The following is a 20,506-nucleotide window of genomic DNA, read 5'->3' on the forward strand; positions in this document are numbered from 1 at the left end:
GGATTCACTACGACCGAGAAGTCACCGATGGTTCTTGGCACTGTTGCGCTCCTTGGGCGGGCCCTTGTGGCTGAGTAGTTGCCGCTAACCGGCGGGCGCCGTGGGCGGTAGCTGCTGGATCTCAAGCACGGCGGCAGTGCAGATAAATCCTGCACCTTCGCCCAGCATCAGGACCCGGTGACCGGGGCGTATGCGGCTAGTCCGCGTGAGGTAGTCGAGCCCCGCAAGGACATCAGCACCCCCGGTGTGTCCAACCTCTCGGCCGAACTCCCAGGCAGTCTGAGAGACGTCCGCACCGAGACGCTTAAGGTGCGCGTTGTGCAGCAGGCGCGCACCGTAGAAGGGGAGGACGACGTGTTCGATGTCGGACACGCGGATACCCGCTTCGGCCGTTGCCTGTTCTACGACAGCCCGCAATTGTCGATCTTGACGCTGCCGCACATCGACCCGCGGCATTGTGCGGAGAAATTCGCGCGCACGTCGTCCTAGGAGAATGGGGCGGCGCGCACTCTCGCCGAAGACTCGGAACGGGTCATCGCCACGGTGGAGTCCTTCCAATTCTGAGTCGGTCGCGGTTGACGTGGCGAGGACCCGAGCAAAGCCCAGTCGCCGCGAGAGGACCAGTGCGGCGCCTGCGTCGCCATAGACCAAGCCGGGTTCTGATCGCCAGCGGTCGAAACCCGGCGCAGGCCAGCAGTCGGCCGCCGCAACGAGAGCGGCTGGCGCGGTAGTGCGCGCTTCCAGGTACGAACATGCCAGTTCGAGGCCAACCAAGCCGCTATTACAGCCACTCCTTATCTCCGCGACGAGGCAGTTGCCGTGAGGAATACCTAGCAGGCGCGTTACGTACGCCGCCGAGTTCCACACATCAAATCCCGTGTGCAGGATGAGCCCGTGTAGTAGCAATCCGATTTCCTCGGGCGTATGCCCGGAGCGTCCGAGTGCCTGTTTTGCAGCGGCGATCGCGAGATGAGGCGACATTGTGTCGTGCTCAGCGATTGCCACGGCGCGCTGCTTAGTCTTGGCGGCCTCAGCCGCCGGATAGCGGCCGTCCGCAACGGCAGCGGCGACTGGAACGCTTGGAGGCAGAGCGCAGCCGGTACCGGCTAGGTACACGCTGTCCCAACGCATGTTGATGCACCCCTCTACCGGAGTTAGGTGATATTGCGGAAAATGCCATTGAGCATGAGCATCTGTCCTGTGGAATGGTCGTCGCCCTGGATTCCTTCGAGAGCTACGGTTGCGAAGCCGCGATCCTCCACAAACCGTAGGATTTCGCCGATGAGCGGAGCGCCGACGTATGTCGGCACGAGGGAGAGTTCGAGTTCGAGAAAGGCGATCTGATCCAGGACCGCGCCCGCGCCTTCGAGGACTGCGAGTTCCGACCCCTCGGCATCTACCTTGAGGTAGATAGGCGCGGTGCAATGCAGGTCATTCCAGAGTGAGCCAAGCCGCCGCATTGCGACCCGCTCACGGGCGATCGTGGCGGCGTCCGGGTAGTTTCGAAGCGTGATGCCGGTGGGGGCAAATGCGGATGTGGAGCACGAATCGCGGGACACCCGTAGATCGAGGTCTGAATCGTCGGCGCCAAGGGCCAAGTTGTGGCATTGCCACATCGGGTCACCAGCGGCGGCTTTCGCGAGCCATCCGAAGGCTTCCGACGTGGGCTCGAACGACACGATCCGTTCGCTGTATCCGAGCGTCCGAATCCATTGGGCGTACTGTCCTCTGTTGGCCCCGACGTCCAGCAACACATTCACGCCGCGCAGCAGAATTGACCGCCGAGCGGCGGGCGTCATGGGAATCTCACTGCACGGCGGGAAGTCAGGCGACGTGTTCGGTACAGGTAGCGACATTTCGACCTCTCGTCAGTCGCGGGCGGATGTGGTGTGCTCGGGATAGACCCGAAGGGGTTTGACGAGTTCCTTGGAGTGGCCGCTACCGGTTTCCAGAATGAAGCCGAGCTGATCCCGCGCGTCGAGAAAATAGAAGTCGAGCGCGTCAGCGAGTCGGCCAGCGGTCAGGGTTTCCGCGCCAAGTCCGTTCAGCCGCGCGACGAGTCCGGCCGCGCCTTCACGTGTCGGCATCATGCAAGCGACGTGATGCAGGCCCTCCCCGTGAGTGTCCAACCACTCCTGATACGGGCTTTCACCAGAGAGAGGCTGAAGGAGTTCGAACGCGATAGGACCGACCTGTGTTTCCGCGCCGAGGACCGCGTAATCGGCGGGGCTTCCGTGGAACGTCAGATCTTGGTAGGCCGGGGGCTTGTGTTCGTACACCTTCCACGGTCCCCACCCAAGAACCGTATGCAGCCTTTCCATGGTCGCCTGAAGGTCGCGGACGACCAACGCGATCTGAGTGATTTTCGGGATGTCGGTCACGACGTCCCCCTTTGCGTGAGCGGTCGGCTTAGAGGTCGCTTACGGGAATGGACGGAGCAGGGCGCACAGGCTCATAGGGCGCCGTCATCACTGTTTTCATGTTCTCGGCCAACTTGTGGAAGGCGCGGACGTAATCCGCGATCACTTCCCGACGCTGGACGTGGAGCGGGTACGGGTCCGCGCCGAGCGTGATGGAGGAAGCCAACAGGCGCGAGGCCACCGGATAGCGGCCGGGATTCCAGACCTCCAACGGGGACGCGTCCATAGAGGGCGCCCAAGGGCGGCGGTCGCGACGCCGGATGACCGGATGCGCGGGAAGCGGATGCAATTGCCAGGTGTCGGCGGCAACGCCTTCCTTTTGCAGCCCGTACAGAACGCGGTCGCGGAATTCCGTCAACGAGCCTTCCCAGCCGTACGCGGCCGGGTCGAGGCGAAGGCGCCAGCGGTAATGGCTGCTTTCGCATTCCTCCGGGACGTACGGAGGATCGAAGCCGGGGATATCGGCGAGTCCCGCCGCAAGGTCGGCGGCATTCTGTCGGGCCGTCGCTAGGTACGAGTCCAGGCGCCGGAGTTGAGACCGGGCCAATGTAGCCGTGATTTCAGTCAGGCGGTATTGCTCGCCGACGTAGCCCGCCCATGAGGCCCGAGTTTCCCCCGGCTTAAGGTGGCGCGGCCTGTCCTCCCCCAGCGCGGCGAATCGGGAGACCGCCGTGAACACTTCGGGGTCATCGGTTGTGATTAGGCCGCCCTCTGCGGACTGGAATGGTTTCTGCCCGTTGAGTGAGAACGCCGTGCACGTCCCGAAGCCGCCAGCGCGGCGGCCATTCTCGGTCGCCCCAGCGGCCTGCGCTGCGTCAGGAATGACGGCAAGGTTGCGCCGGGCCGCGAGTTCGGTAATGGCGCTCGTGTCGGTGACGAGCCCGTGAAGGTAGACGGGCATTAGTGCGCGAGTGCGCGACGTAATCACCGATTCCACCGCGCCGATATCGAGGTTGTACGTACGCGGGTCGTTGTCGCAGAAGACCGGAACGCCGCGCGCGAGCATTACGGCCTGCGCGCTCGCGATGTATCCGAACGCGGGAAGGATTACCTCGTCTCCCTCTTGTATTCCGGCGGCCACCACGGCGCAGCGGAGAGCCGCAGTGCCGGTATTGACGGCGTGGCAGTGGGCTACGCCGCAGTATTCGGCCCACTCATCCTCTAATGCCGTCGCCTCGCGTCCGTGGATTGCCCAGATATCCCCGCGATCGAGCACGGCATTCACAGCGCGCCTATCCGCGTCGGTGATTTCGGGCCAGGGTGATAGGGCGGCCGGCCGCACCGTCATTTTTCCGCCCTGCATTGCGAGGGCGGATGCATTCGTGGCGGTCATGAGGCCGCCTTTCGAGCCATCTCGGATTCGGCCCATTGCTCCCGTCGGTCGAGTGCGTACCGCGCGACGTTTTGAGCGCCTGTCAGGGAGTGGTGCTCCGCCCAGCCGCATTGAACGTCGGTCGCCAATGGCACCGAATTCGCGAAGAGGATGGACGAGAGTCCGTCTTCAACGCGCTGGGCATTCGCGGCGAAATCCGGGTCGGTCGTCATGACGTAGAGGCCGGTACGACAGCCCATAGGGGCGACGAGGCGAATCGGCCCGGAGTTGGCGCGGAGTTTGTCGTTCAGGAAGTGCTCAAGCGAGTGAGTTACCGGAGACGAAAGCGAGGCAACATTGGGCGGCGCGAGTCGCAGATCCCATATTCCGAGGTACCCCGTGACTTGCATTGCGTGTACTTCCCGGAGGAAAGGCGGAGCCATCTTGCGGTGGTCTAGGTCCGGCATTGCCGGGCTCCTTCCGTAAGTCGGGCTGTGGGGACTAGCCGATTGCGCGGCCCCCGAGGCTGTGTTGGCGCCGTGCGGCCCGCGCGACCTCAGACGCGGTTATGTCGCTCGCGAACGCGACTTTCCCGCCTTGCGGTAGCGGGGCAAGTTGTCGGCCGCCGCGATGACGCGTGGTGTCGCGGAGGCCGCGCGCCAGGAGGCGTGAGTTCGCGAGCAGCGAGTCCCAAAGCGGCAATCCCAGGGAATCCGTGGTCTCCGCGATGAGTTCGTACTCGGCCTTGTCGATGTGGCCCCGGTCGAGCGCGATTCCGGCGGAAAGCATCATGTCGAGCGCGACAGCTTCGCCATGAAGCAGGGAAGGGCGACGCCGCCAGGGCAGCCACCAACGCTGTGAGCGGCACAGCGCCTCCATTTCAACGGCCGGTGACCACGTGTGGCCGAGATAGACGGAGCGGGCCATTTCGTCTTCCCGCAGATTCGGCGCGAGTTCGCCGAGCATTCCGCGAATGGACGAGTCAAGGATTTCGCGGGCGGCGCGGTCGCCGGAATCCGTGCGGCCTTGGAACGACTCGTGAAGAACTTTCCGACCGTCGGCCCGGAGTACTTCAAAGAGCGACGCATCAACGGCTATTCCGACCTTGAGAATTTCCGCTAGCCCGTCGCTCAAGCGCCGGGCGTCGAGGGTCGCTAGGAACCGGCGATCGATGGTCGCCCATTGTGCCGGGGCATACGTTCCAAGACGGTTCTTAAATGGGCCGAAATCGACGCCGGTCTTTACTCCGAGGCCCGCGTCAATCTGGCCGACAAGCGTGGTCGGGAATATGAGCCTTGGAATGCCACGCCGATAGATGCTCGCCGCAAGCCCGACGACATCGAGCACGACGCCGCCGCCAAAGACGATGATGGGTTCGCCGCGCCGATTGATCCCGAACGAGTCGAATTCGCGGCACAGACGCCGGACGGTTTTCCAGCGCTTCGAGGATTCGCCCCCCGGAATAGCGACTAGCCGGAATTCGATCCCGTGCCGCGTTAGAAATTCCTGAATGGGATCGCCGTAAAGCCGGGCGACTTCGCGGTCTGCGACGACGAGGCGCCGCATTGAGCCGCCGGGGACCCGCCCTAGGGGGTCGCGGTCGCTGCCGGGTTCAGGAAAAGGGAGCGTCTGTTGGAGCACGCCGTCAGTGACGGTCACGCCGTACTTGACGGGGTGGGTCGCCTCTACGACGTAATCGCCATCGGGCGAGCGTCTGAGTATCCCCGGCGCCGTCATCGCCACGCCTCCCGGTGGGCGGCGCGTCGGCTGCTATGCCGGGGGCATGGCGAGCGTCGTAAGGGGTGGCCTAATCGCGCGGGCATCGTCGCCTCCCTGGTGGCGCGCGGGGTGGGCGTCCGCTGGCGACGGGGGATGACGGCGCCGGGGCGCTCCGCCAGCGGACAGCCCGAACCTACGTGGCATATGCGGAAGGCGCTAGCCCCAGTTCCGCATCAGTTCCGCATATATCTACGGCGGTTATCGGAACATGGGCCACATACGCAACGCGGGCACCGGTGGCCGATAGACGGCTCGGTGCCCGCGTTAGTCGCAGACGAAACGGGGGGCTCCTGATTCCTCTTGACTTTGGCGGAGCCTCAGAAATCGAAGCGCGTGTCTTCCTTCACGCTGGTGACGAAATCGCCCCAGGCTTGACGCGGGAACGTGAGGATCGGCCCCTTCTTGTCCTTGCTATCCCGGACCCATTGCTCGTCGGGGAAGTCGGCGACTTCGACGCATTCGTTTCCGCCCGCGCTGCGGCTGCTCTTGCGCCATATGGGCTTACGGGTCGTGCTAGTCACTTCAGTCCTTTCCAAGAAGCGCGCAGGTATTCGGCGGATTCGTCCGCTGACATGGCCAGAGCGGCCGTGCGGTCCCACGCGATTTCATAGCGGCTGACGCCTTCTTCCTTTTCTACGTAGACGTCACCCATCAGTCCCTCGGCGTAGACGAGGCTGGGATATGTGGGGTCGTTGAATCCCAACCGCACGAATGATCCTTCGCTGATGCAGTCGTGGAATCCGGCATCGAACGGGACGATCCTGATTGCGACGTTGGGCCTGTCGGCGGCGTCGAGAAGGGCGCTGATCTGAGCCCGTGCGACAGAGGCGTCAGCCGCCATGCACCGACGAATGACCGCTTCGTCCAAAAGGGCGGACAGGTCCGTCAGCTCACCGCCGTCGAGAATCGTTTGACGCGCCATGCGCGCCTCAACGCGGCGGCGTACCTCTTCGTCGGAAGCGTCCGCGCGGAACTTGCGGATGACGGCATCCGCGTACGGCGGCGCCTGCAAGACGCCGGGCACTAGCCCGGCGTGATAGGTCCGCATCCACGACGCGACGGCCTCAAACGAAACGTAGCTTCCCGTGAATACGTCTGAAAAGTCGGTCCACCAGTCTTGCTGTTCGGCGTTCCGCGCGAGGTTGACGAGTCGGTCTTTTTCGTCGGCGGGTGCTTCGTAGAAGTCGCAGAGCGCCGCGACCTCTGCCCACGCGATCGGGGTCTTTCCGGCCTCCGCGCGATACACCCAGGATTCAGAGCGCCCCATGTGGATCGCTACGGCCTTCTTCGTCAGCCCGCCGCGCAGCCTTTTGCCGCGTTCGTCGCGCAGCCTCCGAAGCTCCGCGCCGAGCATGCGCCCCCGGGCGCTGGGAATGTGCGCCATGTGATCGTGTCCTCCGCATCCGCGCTGTTCAGCGCGGCCAGTCTGGTCGGGCGTGTCCCCCGATGCAACCGGCGTCGGCCGAGTGTGAGCGGGTCACGGTGACCTGCGAGGGCAGGTCACCGTGACCAGTCTCGTCCGGTCCGTGCTCGGGTGCAACCACCGCCGTTCGAAGTTGAACGGGTCACCGTGACCTGTTGCAGGATGACCCGTCCGGGGTCCATCATGGTCGCGGGAGTCATCTGACACAAGCTCAGCGCTCTTGGGCGCGTGCTCCATTGCTACCGAAGGTGGTGACCCTATGGCCGTTCCCCCCCAAGGTCATAGGTCGGTCGAGGGCCCGATGCACCGAATCAGGTTGCTGGACGGCGACGGCGACCCCCCTATGGCCGTTCTGACGATCCGGACCTACCCCGCAACCGATTCTCAGATCCCGCTGTGCCGCCACGCCGCACGGGAGACCGTAGCCGGTCACCGGACGTTTGATCCGGACACCGTGGGACTTCTGCTCACCGAGCTTGCGACCAACGCGGTGAAGCACAGCAGTTCGCCCGCATTCACGGTGGCCGTGGCTCTGACCGAGCGCGCCCGCCTGTTGGTGGCAGTTGTCGACGGCGGGCACGGCGAACCCAAGCCGCACATCCGCGACGCCGGTTTGAGTGCCACCGGGGGGCGGGGGTTGGTGCTCGTGGAGGCGTTAGCGCATCGATGGGGCGTGGATCAGGAGGGCGGCGGCATGCTGGTTTGGTTCGAGCTGGCACCAGAGGCGGAGCGAGCGAAGGAGTGCGCGAGCGTGGCGGGGGTGAGTGGGCAGTGACGACGACGGCGGAGAGGTCCGAGCGCGCGACGCGCCCCGTGATATCGCCCCGACAGATCGAGCAGCTTGGAAACGCGCTCGCGTACTTCCGCCGTCACTATCGAGGCTGGGCCGTGTGGCGGGATGCGTCCGGCGAGTGGACCGCAACGCGGGTGGTGGGGCTCGGGGAGGCACGCCACGTTGCGGCGAGCCCGGTTGCCCTTGAGTGGGCGTTGCTCAACGCATCGCCGAAGGTCACTCCTCGCCCGCCTGAGCTATGCACTCCGGTGCCGGAAGCGGCCATCGCCGTGGGCGAGGAGGCGGCCAGGGCGCCCGCCCCGGCAGGGCCGACGCCCGCAGAAGTCGGCCCGGCGAACCCGCCGAGCCGGGCGAGTGAGCCGAAGCCCCCAGCGGAGGCGGGCGGGCCTGGATCGGCGCGTGATCCAGGAACCTGAATCGAGCGAAGCAGACGCGGCACGAGTGGTTTGGGCGTGCCCCGTACCAAGAGACGCACGGCGGCGCGGACCTTCAGTTCCCGGCCGCCATCCGATCCCCCACGGGGGGCGGGTGGTCCCCGCGCCGCCGTGCTCCCAAACCCCTATGGCGACACTTCGGGTTAGGGTCGCAACGGCCGGGAGCCCCGTCTTTGATGGGTCGGACTGAGAGCAGGGAGGCATGGTGGATGGGGTGGAGCGCCGCACGGTGGCGTGGTCGGCGGGAACGTGGAAGGTCTGGCGAGCGGATGGGACCGAGCTTCTGGCCGAGCCGCCGAGCGCGGAGGAGGCCAGAGACGAGGCGCGGCGTCGGACGGAAGCGGGTGAGCGGGTCTTGTTGGAGAACCCGGAAGGCTTTGACTTCCTGTGGGACGTTGGGGAGCGAGCCTGGCGAAGCGCTGACGGACGGTGCGAGCTTCCGGCATTGCTTGCCGGGACAGAGCGAAAGCCCGAGGGGGAGTGATCCTAGTGGTGGCGTTGGTGAAGGAAGCGGAGGACCCAGCGCGCGTCTGTCCCGAGGTTGAGAAGGAGCACCCCGCATGGCGGGTATCGTGGGTCGGGGGGGAGTCGGGCGGCGAGTACAGGGCGCGGCGGGTCGATGGCCGGTACGACTGGGTCCGGTTGAATGCAAGCGACCCGGACGGGCTACGGCGAAGGATCGCCGATGCGGTGAGGTGGATGAGCTTCCCGCAACCGGCGTACTCCGTTTGGGCGACTCCGCGACCCCGGCGAGCCGCCGCGTCGCAGCAGGCCGCGAGCGGCCTACCCTGGGGGGCGCTGCCCCCCAGACCCCCCGAACGCTGAGACCGTCCGTGGTCGCGGTGGGGCCTACGGCTCATGGGGTCCGGCCGGGATTGGCGGGTGCGCGTGGGGCGGCGCAGCAGTAGGCCGCGAGCGGCCTACTCTGGGGGGCGCTGCCCCCCAGACCCCCCGAACGCCGAGACCGGCCGGGGTGGCGGTGGGCCTCCGGCTCGTGTGGTTTGGGTGGATGCCTAGGGTGCACGTGGGGCGGCGCGGGCCACCGAAAAAAGTTCGCGGCCGCTACCGCTGCCCGCTCGAACTCCACTACCCCTCCTGCGGGGTGCGCTGTGCCACGCTGGTGCGCCGCCACATCGCCGAGAAGTCCAATGTGTCCGCGCTGGTCTTCGAGCCGGTGCTGGGCGCGGCCGGGGTCATCGTGCCGCCGCCCGGCTACTGGGAGCAGATCGCCGACAGTTGCCGTGAGCACGGTGTGCTGCTCGTCGCCGACGAGGTGCTCACCGGCGGCGGCCGTACCGGCACCTTCCTGGCCAGCGAACAATTCGGCGTCGAACCGGACCTGGTGACCCTCTCCAAGGGCATGGCCTCGGGCTTTCCCTTCGCGGTGCTCGCCGGGCGCTGCGACGTGCTGCGCCATGAGCAGGCCGGCCGGGCCGGTTCCACCGCGTCCACCTACGCCGGCAACCCCCTCGGCATCGCCGCGGCCAAGGCCACCCTGGAGGTCGTACACCGGGACACCCTGATCGAGCAGGTGGACGTCCTCGGCGCCGTGGTGGACGAAGGCCTCGCCGAACTGCACGCCAAGTACGAGGTGTTGGGCGATGTACGCGGCATCGGCCTGCTGCACGGCCTGGAGTTCGTGCGGGACCGCGCCGGCCGGGAGCCAGCGCCCGAGATCGCCCGCGCGGTCTACCGGGCGGCGCTCGATCTGGGCCTGCGGACCTCGATCGGCGGTCACATCATCCGGCTCGCCCCGCCGTTCACCATCGACCGCGCCCTGCTGGAGGAAGGCCTCGCCCTGCTGGGCCGGGCGCTGGAACTGGCCACGGGGGAGCAGCGGTGATCGTCGCGGAGAACCTGGTCAAGGAGTTCCGGGTGCCGGAGCGAAAGCCCGGACTGCTCGGCAGCCTGAGCACCCTCTTCAGCCGCGAGTACCGGCTGGTGCGCGCGGTCAGCGGGGTGTCCTTCGAGATACCGGCCGGGGTGAAGGCCGCCTACATCGGCGCCAACGGCGCGGGGAAGTCCACCACCGTCAAGATGCTCACCGGCATCATGAGCCCCACCTCGGGCCGCGCCCTGGTCGCGGGCCTGGAGCCGTACCGGGAGCGGCGGCGCAACGCCGCCAACATCGGGGTGGTGTTCGGGCAGCGCAGCCAGCTGTGGTGGGACCTGCCCGTACCGGACTCCTTCCGGATCCTGCGCCGCATCCACGACATCCCCGACGCCGTCTACCGGCGCAACATGGCCCTCTTCCGGGACCTGCTGGACCTCGACGCCCTGGGCAACACCCCGGTACGCCAGTTGAGCCTCGGCCAGCGGATGCGCGCCGAGGTCGCGGCGAGCCTCGTACACGACCCGAAGGTCGTCTTCCTCGACGAGCCCACCGTCGGCCTGGACCTGATGCTCAAGGAGGCCGTGCGCCGGCTCGTCAACCACGTCAACGCCGAACTCGGCACCACGGTCCTGCTCACCAGCCACGACATGGGCGACATCACCGCGATCTGCGACCGCGTCCTGGTCGTCAACCACGGCGAGGTCGTGCACCGGGGCACCATGCACGAACTGCTGCGCACCGCCGACACCAGAGCGGTCGTCTTCGAGCAGCAGGGGGAGCGGGACCACGCGATCGACCTGATCGAGAAGGGACTTGACGGGGCGTCAGCACAGCCGCTGGACGGGGGCCGGATCAAGGTCGAGTATCCGGTCGCCCGATGGACCGCCCGCCAGGTGATGAGCTTCCTCCTCGACCACTTCGAGGTCACCGACTGCGTCGCCCCCGAACCCGACCTGGAGATGGTGCTGCGCCGCATCTACGCCGGCCAGGTGGTGACGTGAAGCGGTACACCCCGTTCGCGGCGGCCGGGCTCCAGGGCCTGCTCCAGTACCGGTCGACCTTCCTGATCAGCGCCGTCACCGCGACCACCGCGGTCGGTGTGCAGGTCTTCCTGTGGCGCGCGGTGTACGCGGGCCGCGACTCCGGCCTGCTCGGCGGCTACGACCTGCCCACGCTGACGACGTACGTCCTGCTCGCCCAGATCCTCGGCCTGGTGCAGGCCAACCGCGTCGACGAGGAGGTCTCCGGCGAGGTCCAGCGCGGGGACATCGCCGTGTCCCTGCTGCGTCCGGTGAGTTATCCGGCGGCCCGGTTCGCCGCGGGCCTGCCGGTCTCGCTGGCCAACGCCACGCTGGTCGCCGTACCCGTGCTGGCGCTGTACGCCTTCCTGCTGCCGCTCACCGCGCCCACCTGGACGGGCGTGCTGCTGTTCGCCTGCTCGGCGGCGCTGTCCCTGGTCATCGGCTTCGGGGTGAACCTGCTGGTCGGCCTCGCCGGGTTCGTCACCACCAACATCTGGGGTGTGCGCGTCGTCAAGGACAGCGTCGTCGCCTTCTTCGCCGGGCAGGTCGTCCCCCTGGCGCTGATGCCCGGGCCGCTGGCCGCCGTCGCCCACGCGCTGCCCTTCCAGGGCATGATCGACGGCCCGCTGCGGCTGCTGCTGGGCCGCTACGACGGCCTCCTCGGCGCCGCCGGGATCCTCGCCGCCCAACTCGGCTGGGCCCTGGCGCTGACCGCGCTGGCCGCCGTCGCCTGGCGGGCGGCCGTACGTCGCGTGGAGGTGCTCGGCGGATGACACCCCTCGCCACCGCGGCCCGCTACGCCCGGCTCACCTGGCATCTCAGCGCCGTCAGCGTGCACCGGCTGACCGAGTACCGGATGGATTTCCTGCTCGGCGCCGGCGGGCTGCTGCTGCGGGTGATCTGCCAGATCGCCGTGATCGACATGGTCTTCCGGCAGGTCCCGCGGATCGCGGGCTGGCACTACCACGAGGTGCTCTTCCTGCTCGGCTTCTCGCTGCTGCCGCGCGGCCTGGACCGCATGTTCACCGACCAACTGTGGATCCTGGCCCGCAAGCTGGTGCAGAACGGCGAGTTCTTCCGCTACCTCATCCGGCCGGTCCACCCGCTGTTCTCCCTGCTGTCCGAGCGGTTCCTCTACCCGGACGGCGTCGGGGAGCTCCTCACCGGCGCCGCCCTCACCTGGTACGCCGCCGAGCACCTGGATCTCTCCCTCAGCGCGGCGCAGTGGCTGCTCGCCCCGCTGCTGGTGCTGTGCGGCACGCTGATCCTCGCCGCGCTGAAGACGCTGTTCGCCTCCCTGGCGTTCTGGACCACCAGCAGCTTCCCCGCCCTGTACGCGGCCAACCAGCTCGGCGACTTCTCCGGCTACCCCCTCGACCTCTACCACCCCTCCCTGCGGTGGCTGCTGACCTGGCTGCTGCCCTACGCCTTCACCGCCTACGTCCCCGCCTCCTACCTGCTCCACGGGCACACGGCCATGCTGCCCTGGCTGTTCGTGGTGACCGCGGGCCTGGTGATGCTCGCCCTGGTCGTCTGGCACCGGGGCGTCGACCGCTACGAGATGACCGGGAGCTGACACCTTGGACACCCTGCTGCTCGGCAGCCCGCCCGACGCCACGGTCGACATGCTGCGCGCCGCCCCCTGGATGGACGACGGCGCCCGCCGCACCGGGCGGGTCGAACTCCTCGACGAAGCCCGGCTCGACGAGCTGCGGCTGCTGATCGTCGGCGCGGGCGGGGCCCGCTGGTTCGTCCCCGTCCACGCCGAGGACCCCGGCCGCGGCGCCGAGGGCACCCCCGCCTTCGACCGGCTCGTCGTGACCGCCCTGCGCGAGGGACTGCGGCTGACCACCCGGGCCGGCAACCTGATCGAGTTCCGCGGTCAACCGGACGCCTACCGGGGCCCGTTGCCCTTCGACCCCGGCTGGTGCTCCAACGCGCTCTCGCTGCTCGACCTCGGCGGCACCGCCCACGCCCACAAGACCTACCGGCGCATCGGCACCGGCACCCGCGAGCCCGAACTGCTCCGCCTGATGGCGGACAGCGGCCGCACCCAGCGCCCCGTCGGCGCGTACAGCCACGTCGACACCGGCACCGGCCGGCGCGAACCCCTCGGCGTGCTCTACCGCTACGCCGAGGGCGAGGGCCTGAACGTGCCGCTGCGCGGCGGCATCCGGGCCCTGTGGCCGCTGCTCGCCGCGGGCGCCGACGTACCGGCCGCCGTGGCCGAGTCCCAGCGCGCCCTGACCGCGCCCCTGCGCGCCACCGGCACCTTCCTGCGCGGCTTCCACCAGGAGCTCGCCGAACGCCTCGACCGGCACCCCGAGTTCCCGGTGGAGAGCTTTCTGACCGAGGCCGCCGAGAAGCTGGCCGCGCTCACCCCGCACATCCGCGCCGACCGCCGTGTCCCCGCCGAGGTGGGCGAGGCCGCCGCCGCGGGTCTGGCCCGGGAACTGGCCCGGATCGCCGAACTGCCGCCCCGGCCCTGGCCGACCGGGCCCTGCCACGGCGACCTGCACCTCTCCCACGTTCTGCGCCGCGAACTGCCGGACGGCACCTGGCAGTTGTGCGTCATAGACCTGTCCACCCCGGTCTCCGACCCGGCGGACCCGGCCACCGCCCAGTCGCCCTGGCAGGACCTCGCCGCCCTCCGGCGCGGCCTGGAGATCTTCACCGCCGACGAGTTCTCCGACCACGCCGCGGACACCCTCGGCATGGACCCCGAGGACACCGCCCGCACCGCCCTCCTCCAGGCCACCGGAGTCCGCCCCGACACCCCGGGCTGGACCCCCGCGAAACTCGCCGAACTGGACCGGCTGCGCGCCGCCGCCGGCCTCTGGGCGGCCCGTGCCGGAGACCTCCTCGCCGCCGCCCCGGAGCTGTCGGCGGACCACCCGGCCTGGCGGCTGTTCCGGCTGCGCCGCCTCATCCACGAGCTCGACTACGCCTACGCCCACGACCGCGCCTACCACGCGGCGATCAACCTGCGGCACGCCGTGGAGGCCGGGCGCCTCCCGGCCGCCGGGTGAGGACCGACACCCGTGCACATCATAGAGACCTACTTCGAGTGCGGAGGCTTCGACCACCGCTTCCTCCAGGGCGGTATCTCCGTCTACCTGTGGAATCTCTCCAAGGCCCTCGCCGACGAGGGCCACCGGGTGTCCGTCGTCACCCCCGCCCACGGCCGCCTCGACGAGCTGCGGGCCTCCTACGACGTCGAGCACCTCGACCATGAGGACACCTACGAACTGCCGATCGTCCTCGACCCGGACACCTGGGGCGAGCGCTTCCCGGCCGAGGTGCGCATCCCCCTCACCACCACCGCGCACCGGGTACGACTCGACGGCGTGGACCTGTACTTCCTCTCCAACGACCTGCTCGACCAGCTGCCCGACCGCTTCTACCCGCCCTACCACAGCAAGGGCAGCGACCTGGTCTTCTTCAAGCCCCTGGCCTACCAGGTGGACACGATCCGCTTCGTGCGCGCCCGGTTCGGCGGCGAGAAGGCCCTCGTCCACGCCCACGAGCCCTACTACCACTACCTGTTGCCCGCGGCCTTCCGCGACGACCCGGACAAGTTCGTGGTCGGGACCGTGCAGAGCAACATGCCCATCACCAAGAAGGTCCACCGGCCCAAGGTCGAACGGCTGCTGGAGTTCCTGGACGCCCCGCTCGCGCTGCCGGACGAGGACCCGCGCGAGGCGCACGTATCGGTGCTGAGCGCCTACCAGCAACGCACCCATCTGCACTACGACTACGGCCCCGGCCACCTCCGCGTCTACGACCTGGTCGCCGACCACGCGGACCTGGTCGACTTCCTCTCGCCCGGTCATCTGGAGTTCTACACGGACTTCGCCGACACGCCCTTCGAGCGGCTCTTCCAGGAGCTGCCGGTGCGGGACACCGTGCGGCGCAACGCGCACAAGAGCTTCGTCGGCGGCTGCGCCATCGGCGACCGCTGGCGCGCCGAGGACAGGCCCGCGGTCGACCGGGCGGCCGTCCTGAACGGCATCGGCCTCGACCCCGCACTGCCGACGTTCTTCCACAACGCCCGCTACGCCGTGCACCACAAGGGGCAGATCGAACTCTTCCGAGCCGTCGACCGGGTGCTCGACGAGGGCCTCGAAGCCAACTTCGTGCTGCGCTGCCTCAGCGACGGCGGCATCGACGACCCGTATGTGCGCGAGGTCGTCGAACGCCACAAGGACCGCGTGTATGTGGAGTGCGAGCGCGTCGACGAGCGGCGGGTCATGGCATACGCCGCCGCCAGCGACTACTGCCTGTTCCCGTCCAAGTTCGAGATGGACACCTTCCTGATCGCCCAGGGCGAGGCGATGGCCGTCGGCGCCGTCCCGATCGCCACCGCCCAACTCGGCATGGCCCACTTCGGACATGCCGCCGACCCGCTGAACACCCCGGACGCCACCGGCTTCGCCGTCAACCGCTCCTTCGCCGAGGACGACACCCTGCTCGTCGACGCCCTCGCCGACCGCATCCGCACAGCAGCCGCGCTGCCGCGCGAACGCCCCGAGGTCTACGAGCGGCTGCGCGCCAACGCCATCGCCAAGGCACGCGAGTTCACCTGGCAGCAGGTCGCCGCACAGCACCTGGAAGCCTTCACCGCACTCTGGAACGGACAGCGCCCCGCCCCGAGCGTCGAACTCCTCCTGAAGTACGGCTGGTTCGACCTCCTGCCCGACGAGGCCTACGACACCCACCGCGACGCCGTCGCCGAAGCCGCCGCCCGCCTCGGCGACGCCGACACCTATCGGCGCTGCCGCCCGCTGGACACCGGCCGTGACCTGTTCGAGGCCGCCTGGAAGCGTGCCGACTGGGCCCGTTGCGAGCGCACCGCCGACCCCGGGCAGCGGGCCCGCCTCGACGGCCGCTGGACCGTCACCGACGGCCGCCTCGACTACCGCCTGCCGCACGCCGACCGGGTCGAAGCCGTCGGCCTCGCCGCGCCCGACCCCGCCCGCCCCTCGCGCCGGGACGTCACGGTCCGCCCCCTGGAGCGCACCGGACCCGGCGAGTTCACCGCTCTCCTCGACGAACTCCCTGACTCAGGAGGGGAATTGCATCTGCTCCTCACGCTGTCCTCCGGCCGCTCCGCCTGGGACGTGGTGCGCCATGGCTGACGGAGTGCGCGCCGCGCTGCTCGCGGGCGGAGAGGGCCGCCGGATGGGCCGGCTCGGCCACGGCCGGCTCAAACCGCTGGTGCCGTTCGGCGGCTCCTGCCGCCTGATCGACTTCTCCCTCGCCAACGCCGAGGTCTCCGGTCTGGGGGAGGTCCTGCTGCTCTCCCAGTACGAGGAGCGGCAGTTGATGGACGACCTGCACCGCACCTGGTGGCGGCCCGGCTTCCGGGTTCACTTCGGGCCCTACGACCGGGCCTACCGCGAAGGCGCCGGGTACCGTCCGCCGGAGCAGGCTGGGCCGCCGGAGCGGGGGACCGCCGACGCCCTGATCCGCAAGGCGCCCTACCTCTTCGGGACCGGCACCTCCGAGGTGCTGGTGCTGCACGCCGACCACGTCTACCGATTCGACTACGGCCCCCTGATCGCGGCGCACCGCCGCTCCGGCGCCGCGCTGACCCTGGCGTACCAGCGGATCGAGCGGCGATACGTGCACCTCTTCGGCATGGTCGAGTTCGACCGTGACGGCCGGCTCACCGCCTTCGTGGAGAAGCCCGCGGAGCCCACCAGCGACCTGGTGTTCGCCGCGTTCTGCGTCTTCGACGCCGCCCGGCTGCACCACTACCTGGAGCTGCTGGACGGCACCGACTGGCAGCACGACATCAGCCGGGATGTCATCCCCGCCATGCTCGCCGGCGGCGAGCGCATCCTCGGCCACGAGGTTCCGGGGCACTGGGAGGACATCGGCACCGCCGACCGCTACCACCGGGCGCATCTGGCGCTGCTGGCCGAGGACGCGGCACTGACGCCCGGTCGACTCCCTTGCACGATCAGGCCCGAGGTGCGGCGTGCGGTCCTCACCGCACCGGGCATCGAGCGCAGCCTGGTCCCCGCCGACCTGGTGAACGACGGCCGCGTCGAGCACAGCGTCGCCTTCCCCGGAGTGCGGATCGGCGCCGATGCGCGGGTGCGGCGCAGTGTGCTGCTCCCCGGTGCGTGCGTGCCCGCCGGGGCCGACATCGACTCGGCGATCGTGCTGGAGGACGGCAGCGTGCAGCACATGGCCGCCGGGGTGACGGGAGGAATCCGTGTCTGAACCCGCCTTCACCGTCGTGGACCTGGGCGGCACGACCCTGCGGATCGCGCGGTACGACATCGGCACGGCCACCGTGGACGACGTACGCCGGGTGCCCACCGAAGGCCTGGCCCGTCACCCCGGCGCCCCCGTGCCCCTGCTCCAGTCCAAGGTGGCCGAGCAGTTGGCCCGGCTCGCCGAGCGGGCCGTCGCACGCCACGGCAGCCGCGCCCTCGCCGTCGCCTTCGCCGGGCCCGTCACCGCCGACGGCCACGCGCTGACCGCCCCCACCGTGTGGGGCGAGCGCGGCGCGCCACTGCCGCTGCGGCCGCTGCTGGAGGAGCGCCTCGGCGTGCCCGTGGTCGTCGTCAACGACCTGACGGCCGCCGTGTGGCGGTATGTCGATGGACCCGACCAGCCACCGTTCTGCCTGATCACGGTCAGCTCCGGGATCGGCAGCAAGGTGTACCGGGCGGGGGAGGTGCTGCTCGACGCCGAGGGACACGGCGGCGAGCTGGGCCACTGGCGTTGCGACCTCGCCCCGGACGCTCCGCCGTGCGACTGCGGCGGACGCGGTCACCTCGGCGGGATCGCCTCGGGGCGGGGTGTGCTGGCCGCCGCCCGCCGCGCCGGCCTCGCCGACCCCGGCGGCTACGCCCGCTCGGCCCTCGCCCGGGCGGCCCCCGATCCAAGGCTGCTGGACAACCCGGCGCTGGTCGCCGCCGTGCGCGCCGAGGACGCCTTCGCCACCGCCGTCCTGCGCGGCACGCTCACCCACCTCGCCTCCGCCATCACCTCGGTGTTCACCTCGATCGGGGTGCGCCGCTACGTCCTCATGGGCGGCTTCGCGCTGGCCGTCGGAGCGCGGTATGTCCAGCTGCTCACCGAGGAGTTGGAGCGCCTCGGCTGCTTCGGCCTGGACTCCTCGGAGATCCGGCGGATGGTCGAACTCGGGGCGCCCGACGACGACCACGGCCTGCTCGGCGCGGGCCGTCTGCTGGCGGCGCGGGGAGCGGTGCATCCGGCGGTGACGGCACCATGACGGTCACCCTCATCGTCGGCGGCGGATTCGTCGGACGGGCCGTGGCCGCGCATCTGGCCGCCACGGGCGGCAACCCCGTCCTCGCCTCCCGCCGTATGCCCACCGGATCCGACGCCCCCTGGGCGCGCCTGGACGCCGCCGACCCGGACGCCTGCGCCCGCGTCGTCGACGCGGTGCGGCCCGACCGACTGGTCCTGGTGCACGGCCCGTCCGACGTGACCTGGTGCGAGGCCGACCCCGAGCGCGCCAAGGCCCTGCACAGCGCGGCGGCGGCCCATCTCACCGCCGCCGCGCGGGGCCGCCGTACCGTGCTGATCTCCACGGACAACGTCTTCGACGGCACCCGCCCCGACAACGACGAGCACACCCCAACCGCCCCCGCGAACGCCTACGGCAGGGCCAAGCTCGCCGCCGAGCGGATCGTCCGAGAGGCCCCCGACACCACCGTCCTGAGGGTCAGCCTCGTCTACGGCTGGGAGCCCGCCGCCTCGCCGAAATGGCTCAACTTCTTCGCCGCCTGCGCCCACCGGCTCAGCGCCGGAGAGCAGGTGGAGGCACCGGACGACCAGTGGACCACCCCGGTCCACGTGGCCGACGTCGCCGCCGTGACCGCGGCCGCCCTCGCCCCGGACACACCCGGGCTGCTCCACCTGGGCGGCCCCGACCGGGTCTCCCGTGCCGAGTGGGCGGAGACGATCGCCCAGGGGCTCGGCGTGCCCCGCTCCCGGGTCGTGCGGGTCCCCAAGGCACACGGCCGGTACGCCAGCCGCCCCACCCACACCTGTCTGACCAGCACGGTCCTGGACGACGTCCTGCGCCGGCACGGCCTGCGGGTGCGCGGCGTCGCCGAGGGCGTCCGCGACCTGCTGGAGGCAGCCCCGTGATCCGCACCGTGCGCTCCCGCGAGGTCTACCGCAACCCGTGGATGACCGTCCGGGAGGACGACATACGACGCCCCGACGGCAGCCCGGGCCTGTACGGCGTCGTCGACAAGCCGGACTACGCCCTGGTGGTCCCACGGGACGACGACGGCCGCCTCCACCTCGTCGAGCAGTACCGCTACCCGGTGCGCGGCCGCTACTGGGAGTTCCCGCAGGGCTCCTGGCCCGCAGGCCACGCGGGCGAGGCCCCGCTGGACCTGGCCCGCGCCGAACTGCGCGAGGAGACCGGACTTCGGGCCGCCCGGATGACGTACCTCGGCCGATTGCACGTCGCCTACGGCTACGCCAGCCAGGGCTGCCACGTCTTCCTCGCCGAGCAGCTCACCGAGGGCGAGCCCGAACGGGAGGCCACCGAGGCCGACATGCGCCAGCGCTGGGCCGACCGGGCGCAGTGGCGAGCCCTCGTCGGCGCCGGCCGGATCACGGACGCCGCGACCCTCGCGGCGTACACCCTGCTGGACCTGCACCGGGGAGCGGACGGATGACCTTCACCGTCGTCGCCACCGACCTGGACGGCACCCTCCTGCGCGGCGACCTCACCGTCTCCCCGCGCAACCGCGCCGCACTGGCCCGGGCCACCGAGAGCGGCGCCCGCCACCTGGTGGTCACCGGCCGCCCCGCCGCGGGCTGCCGCGGCCTGCTGGAACCCCTCGGCTACCAGGGCCTGGCCGTCTGCGGCCAGGGCGCCCAGCTCTACGACGTCGGCGCGGACCGCCTGCTGGCCTCCGCGACCCTGGACCGCGCCACCGTACGGGCGCTGGTGGACCGTATCGCCGAGGCGGCCGGGCCGCTGGAACTCGGCGCGGTCACCGCCGGTCTCGACGGGGAGTTCCTGGTCACCGCGGGCTTCGGCGAGCGCGTCCGGCACGGCTGGCGGCTGGTCGAGGACCGCGCCGCACTGTGGAGCCACCCGGTGGAGAAGGTACTGATCCGCAGCCGCCGTCCGGACCTCGACGACGACCGGCTGGCCGCCCTCGCCCTGCGTGTGTGCGCCGGCCGGATCGCGGTCACGCACTCCGGCGAGGGCATGGTCGAGCTACTGCCCGCCGGGGTCAGCAAGGCGAGCGGACTGGCCGCGGCCGCCCGGCGCCTCGGCTTCGGCGCGGCCGGGACCATCGCCTTCGGTGACATGCCCAACGACATCCCGATGCTCGAATGGGCCGCCCACGGCGTCGCCATGGGCAACGCCCACGCCGAACTGCGCAGTCGCGCCGACGAGATCGCGCCCACCAACGAGGAGGACGGCGTCGCGGCCGTTCTGGAACGCCTGTTTCCCTGACCTGGAGAGCCGAGCCG

The 20,506-nt window shown here is 69.7% G+C and carries 21 protein-coding genes and 1 pseudogene; 13 read left to right on the forward strand and 9 right to left on the reverse strand.

All coding sequences use genetic code 11. The features are described 5' to 3' along the window. Positions 1-84 precede the first annotated feature (84 nt). Positions 85-372, reverse strand: coding sequence for a 3-oxoacyl-[acyl-carrier-protein] synthase III C-terminal domain-containing protein (locus H4N64_RS46725; RefSeq protein ID WP_418896260.1), 288 nt, complete (start codon positions 370-372; stop codon positions 85-87). On the opposite strand from H4N64_RS46725, the gene H4N64_RS44985 reads away from it, so the two are divergent. Continuing rightward, positions 319-489, forward strand: a complete 171-nt coding sequence (locus tag H4N64_RS44985; RefSeq protein ID WP_260859682.1) for a hypothetical protein — start codon at positions 319-321, stop codon at positions 487-489. The two genes, H4N64_RS46725 and H4N64_RS44985, sit on opposite strands and share 54 nt — an antisense overlap. 87 nt (positions 490-576) lie before the next feature. On the opposite strand, the pseudogene H4N64_RS46730 reads toward H4N64_RS44985, so the two are convergent. The 8 genes and pseudogenes from H4N64_RS46730 to H4N64_RS12420 form a co-directional block, all read right to left on the reverse strand. Next, positions 577-1,131, reverse strand: a pseudogene (locus H4N64_RS46730) (beta-ketoacyl-[acyl-carrier-protein] synthase family protein); the annotation flags it as partial. Positions 1,132-1,154: 23 nt separating this feature from the next. Beyond that, complete coding sequence (locus tag H4N64_RS12390) at positions 1,155-1,799, reverse strand: FkbM family methyltransferase (RefSeq protein WP_186282306.1); 645 nt, start codon at positions 1,797-1,799, stop codon at positions 1,155-1,157. A gap of 69 nt (positions 1,800-1,868) precedes the next feature. After that, positions 1,869-2,381, reverse strand: a complete 513-nt coding sequence (locus tag H4N64_RS12395; RefSeq protein ID WP_186282307.1) for a VOC family protein — start codon at positions 2,379-2,381, stop codon at positions 1,869-1,871. 28 nt (positions 2,382-2,409) lie between these two features. After that, positions 2,410-3,753, reverse strand: coding sequence for a DegT/DnrJ/EryC1/StrS family aminotransferase (locus H4N64_RS12400; protein ID WP_186282308.1), 1,344 nt, complete (start codon positions 3,751-3,753; stop codon positions 2,410-2,412). Next, a complete protein-coding gene (locus H4N64_RS12405; RefSeq protein WP_186282309.1) occupies positions 3,750-4,199 on the reverse strand; it encodes an S-ribosylhomocysteine lyase in 450 nt (149 codons plus the stop codon). The genes H4N64_RS12400 and H4N64_RS12405 overlap by 4 nt, the downstream gene beginning before the upstream one ends. Before the next feature lie 34 nt (positions 4,200-4,233). Beyond that, the gene (locus H4N64_RS12410; RefSeq protein ID WP_260859693.1) at positions 4,234-5,469 is read right to left on the reverse strand and encodes a 3-dehydroquinate synthase family protein; all 1,236 of its coding nucleotides are present in this window, start codon (positions 5,467-5,469) and stop codon (positions 4,234-4,236) included. Between the two features lie 359 nt (positions 5,470-5,828). Then, entirely contained in the window at positions 5,829-6,032 is a 204-nt protein-coding gene (locus tag H4N64_RS12415) for a DUF397 domain-containing protein (protein WP_336246694.1), read from the reverse strand. After that, positions 6,029-6,895 (reverse strand): helix-turn-helix domain-containing protein, encoded by an 867-nt coding sequence (locus tag H4N64_RS12420; protein WP_186282311.1) that lies wholly within the window; start codon positions 6,893-6,895, stop codon positions 6,029-6,031. The genes H4N64_RS12415 and H4N64_RS12420 overlap by 4 nt, the downstream gene beginning before the upstream one ends. A 382-nt stretch (positions 6,896-7,277) precedes the next feature. Between H4N64_RS12420 and H4N64_RS12425 the strand changes: the two genes are divergently transcribed. The 12 genes from H4N64_RS12425 to H4N64_RS12480 all read left to right on the forward strand — a co-directional run bounded on the left by H4N64_RS12425 (position 7,278) and on the right by H4N64_RS12480 (position 20,489). Then, complete coding sequence (locus H4N64_RS12425) at positions 7,278-7,709, forward strand: ATP-binding protein (protein WP_260859683.1); 432 nt, start codon at positions 7,278-7,280, stop codon at positions 7,707-7,709. Positions 7,710-9,170: 1,461 nt separating this feature from the next. Then, on the forward strand, positions 9,171-10,004 hold the full coding sequence (locus H4N64_RS12430) for an aminotransferase class III-fold pyridoxal phosphate-dependent enzyme (RefSeq protein WP_186282313.1): 834 nt from the start codon (positions 9,171-9,173) through the stop codon (positions 10,002-10,004). Next, positions 10,001-10,996 carry an ATP-binding cassette domain-containing protein gene (locus H4N64_RS12435; RefSeq protein ID WP_186282314.1) on the forward strand — a complete coding sequence of 332 codons (996 nt, stop codon included), beginning with the start codon at positions 10,001-10,003 and terminating at the stop codon, positions 10,994-10,996. Before H4N64_RS12430 ends, H4N64_RS12435 begins: the two co-directional genes overlap by 4 nt. Further along, positions 10,993-11,790 (forward strand): ABC-2 family transporter protein, encoded by a 798-nt coding sequence (locus H4N64_RS12440; RefSeq protein WP_186282351.1) that lies wholly within the window; start codon positions 10,993-10,995, stop codon positions 11,788-11,790. Before H4N64_RS12435 ends, H4N64_RS12440 begins: the two co-directional genes overlap by 4 nt. Further along, complete coding sequence (locus tag H4N64_RS12445; protein ID WP_186282315.1) at positions 11,787-12,593, forward strand: ABC transporter permease; 807 nt, start codon at positions 11,787-11,789, stop codon at positions 12,591-12,593. The genes H4N64_RS12440 and H4N64_RS12445 overlap by 4 nt, the downstream gene beginning before the upstream one ends. A gap of 4 nt (positions 12,594-12,597) precedes the next feature. Further along, positions 12,598-14,046, forward strand: coding sequence for a phosphotransferase (locus H4N64_RS12450; protein ID WP_186282316.1), 1,449 nt, complete (start codon positions 12,598-12,600; stop codon positions 14,044-14,046). A 12-nt stretch (positions 14,047-14,058) separates the two neighbouring features. After that, the gene (locus H4N64_RS12455; protein WP_186282317.1) at positions 14,059-16,155 is read left to right on the forward strand and encodes a glycogen/starch synthase; all 2,097 of its coding nucleotides are present in this window, start codon (positions 14,059-14,061) and stop codon (positions 16,153-16,155) included. Next, complete coding sequence (locus H4N64_RS12460; RefSeq protein ID WP_186282318.1) at positions 16,148-17,248, forward strand: sugar phosphate nucleotidyltransferase; 1,101 nt, start codon at positions 16,148-16,150, stop codon at positions 17,246-17,248. Before H4N64_RS12455 ends, H4N64_RS12460 begins: the two co-directional genes overlap by 8 nt. Beyond that, complete coding sequence (locus H4N64_RS12465) at positions 17,241-18,269, forward strand: ROK family protein (RefSeq protein ID WP_186282319.1); 1,029 nt, start codon at positions 17,241-17,243, stop codon at positions 18,267-18,269. The genes H4N64_RS12460 and H4N64_RS12465 overlap by 8 nt, the downstream gene beginning before the upstream one ends. Continuing rightward, complete coding sequence (locus H4N64_RS12470) at positions 18,266-19,153, forward strand: SDR family oxidoreductase (RefSeq protein ID WP_186282320.1); 888 nt, start codon at positions 18,266-18,268, stop codon at positions 19,151-19,153. The genes H4N64_RS12465 and H4N64_RS12470 overlap by 4 nt, the downstream gene beginning before the upstream one ends. Continuing rightward, complete coding sequence (locus H4N64_RS12475; protein ID WP_336246695.1) at positions 19,150-19,695, forward strand: NUDIX hydrolase; 546 nt, start codon at positions 19,150-19,152, stop codon at positions 19,693-19,695. The genes H4N64_RS12470 and H4N64_RS12475 overlap by 4 nt, the downstream gene beginning before the upstream one ends. After that, positions 19,692-20,489: an HAD family hydrolase gene (locus tag H4N64_RS12480; RefSeq protein ID WP_186282321.1), complete on the forward strand. Its 798-nt coding sequence runs from the start codon at positions 19,692-19,694 to the stop codon at positions 20,487-20,489. The genes H4N64_RS12475 and H4N64_RS12480 overlap by 4 nt, the downstream gene beginning before the upstream one ends. Positions 20,490-20,506: the final 17 nt, after the last annotated feature.

The organism is Streptomyces cupreus, from assembly GCF_014257025.1.
Classification (GTDB): Bacteria; Actinomycetota; Actinomycetes; order Streptomycetales; family Streptomycetaceae; genus Streptomyces; species Streptomyces cupreus.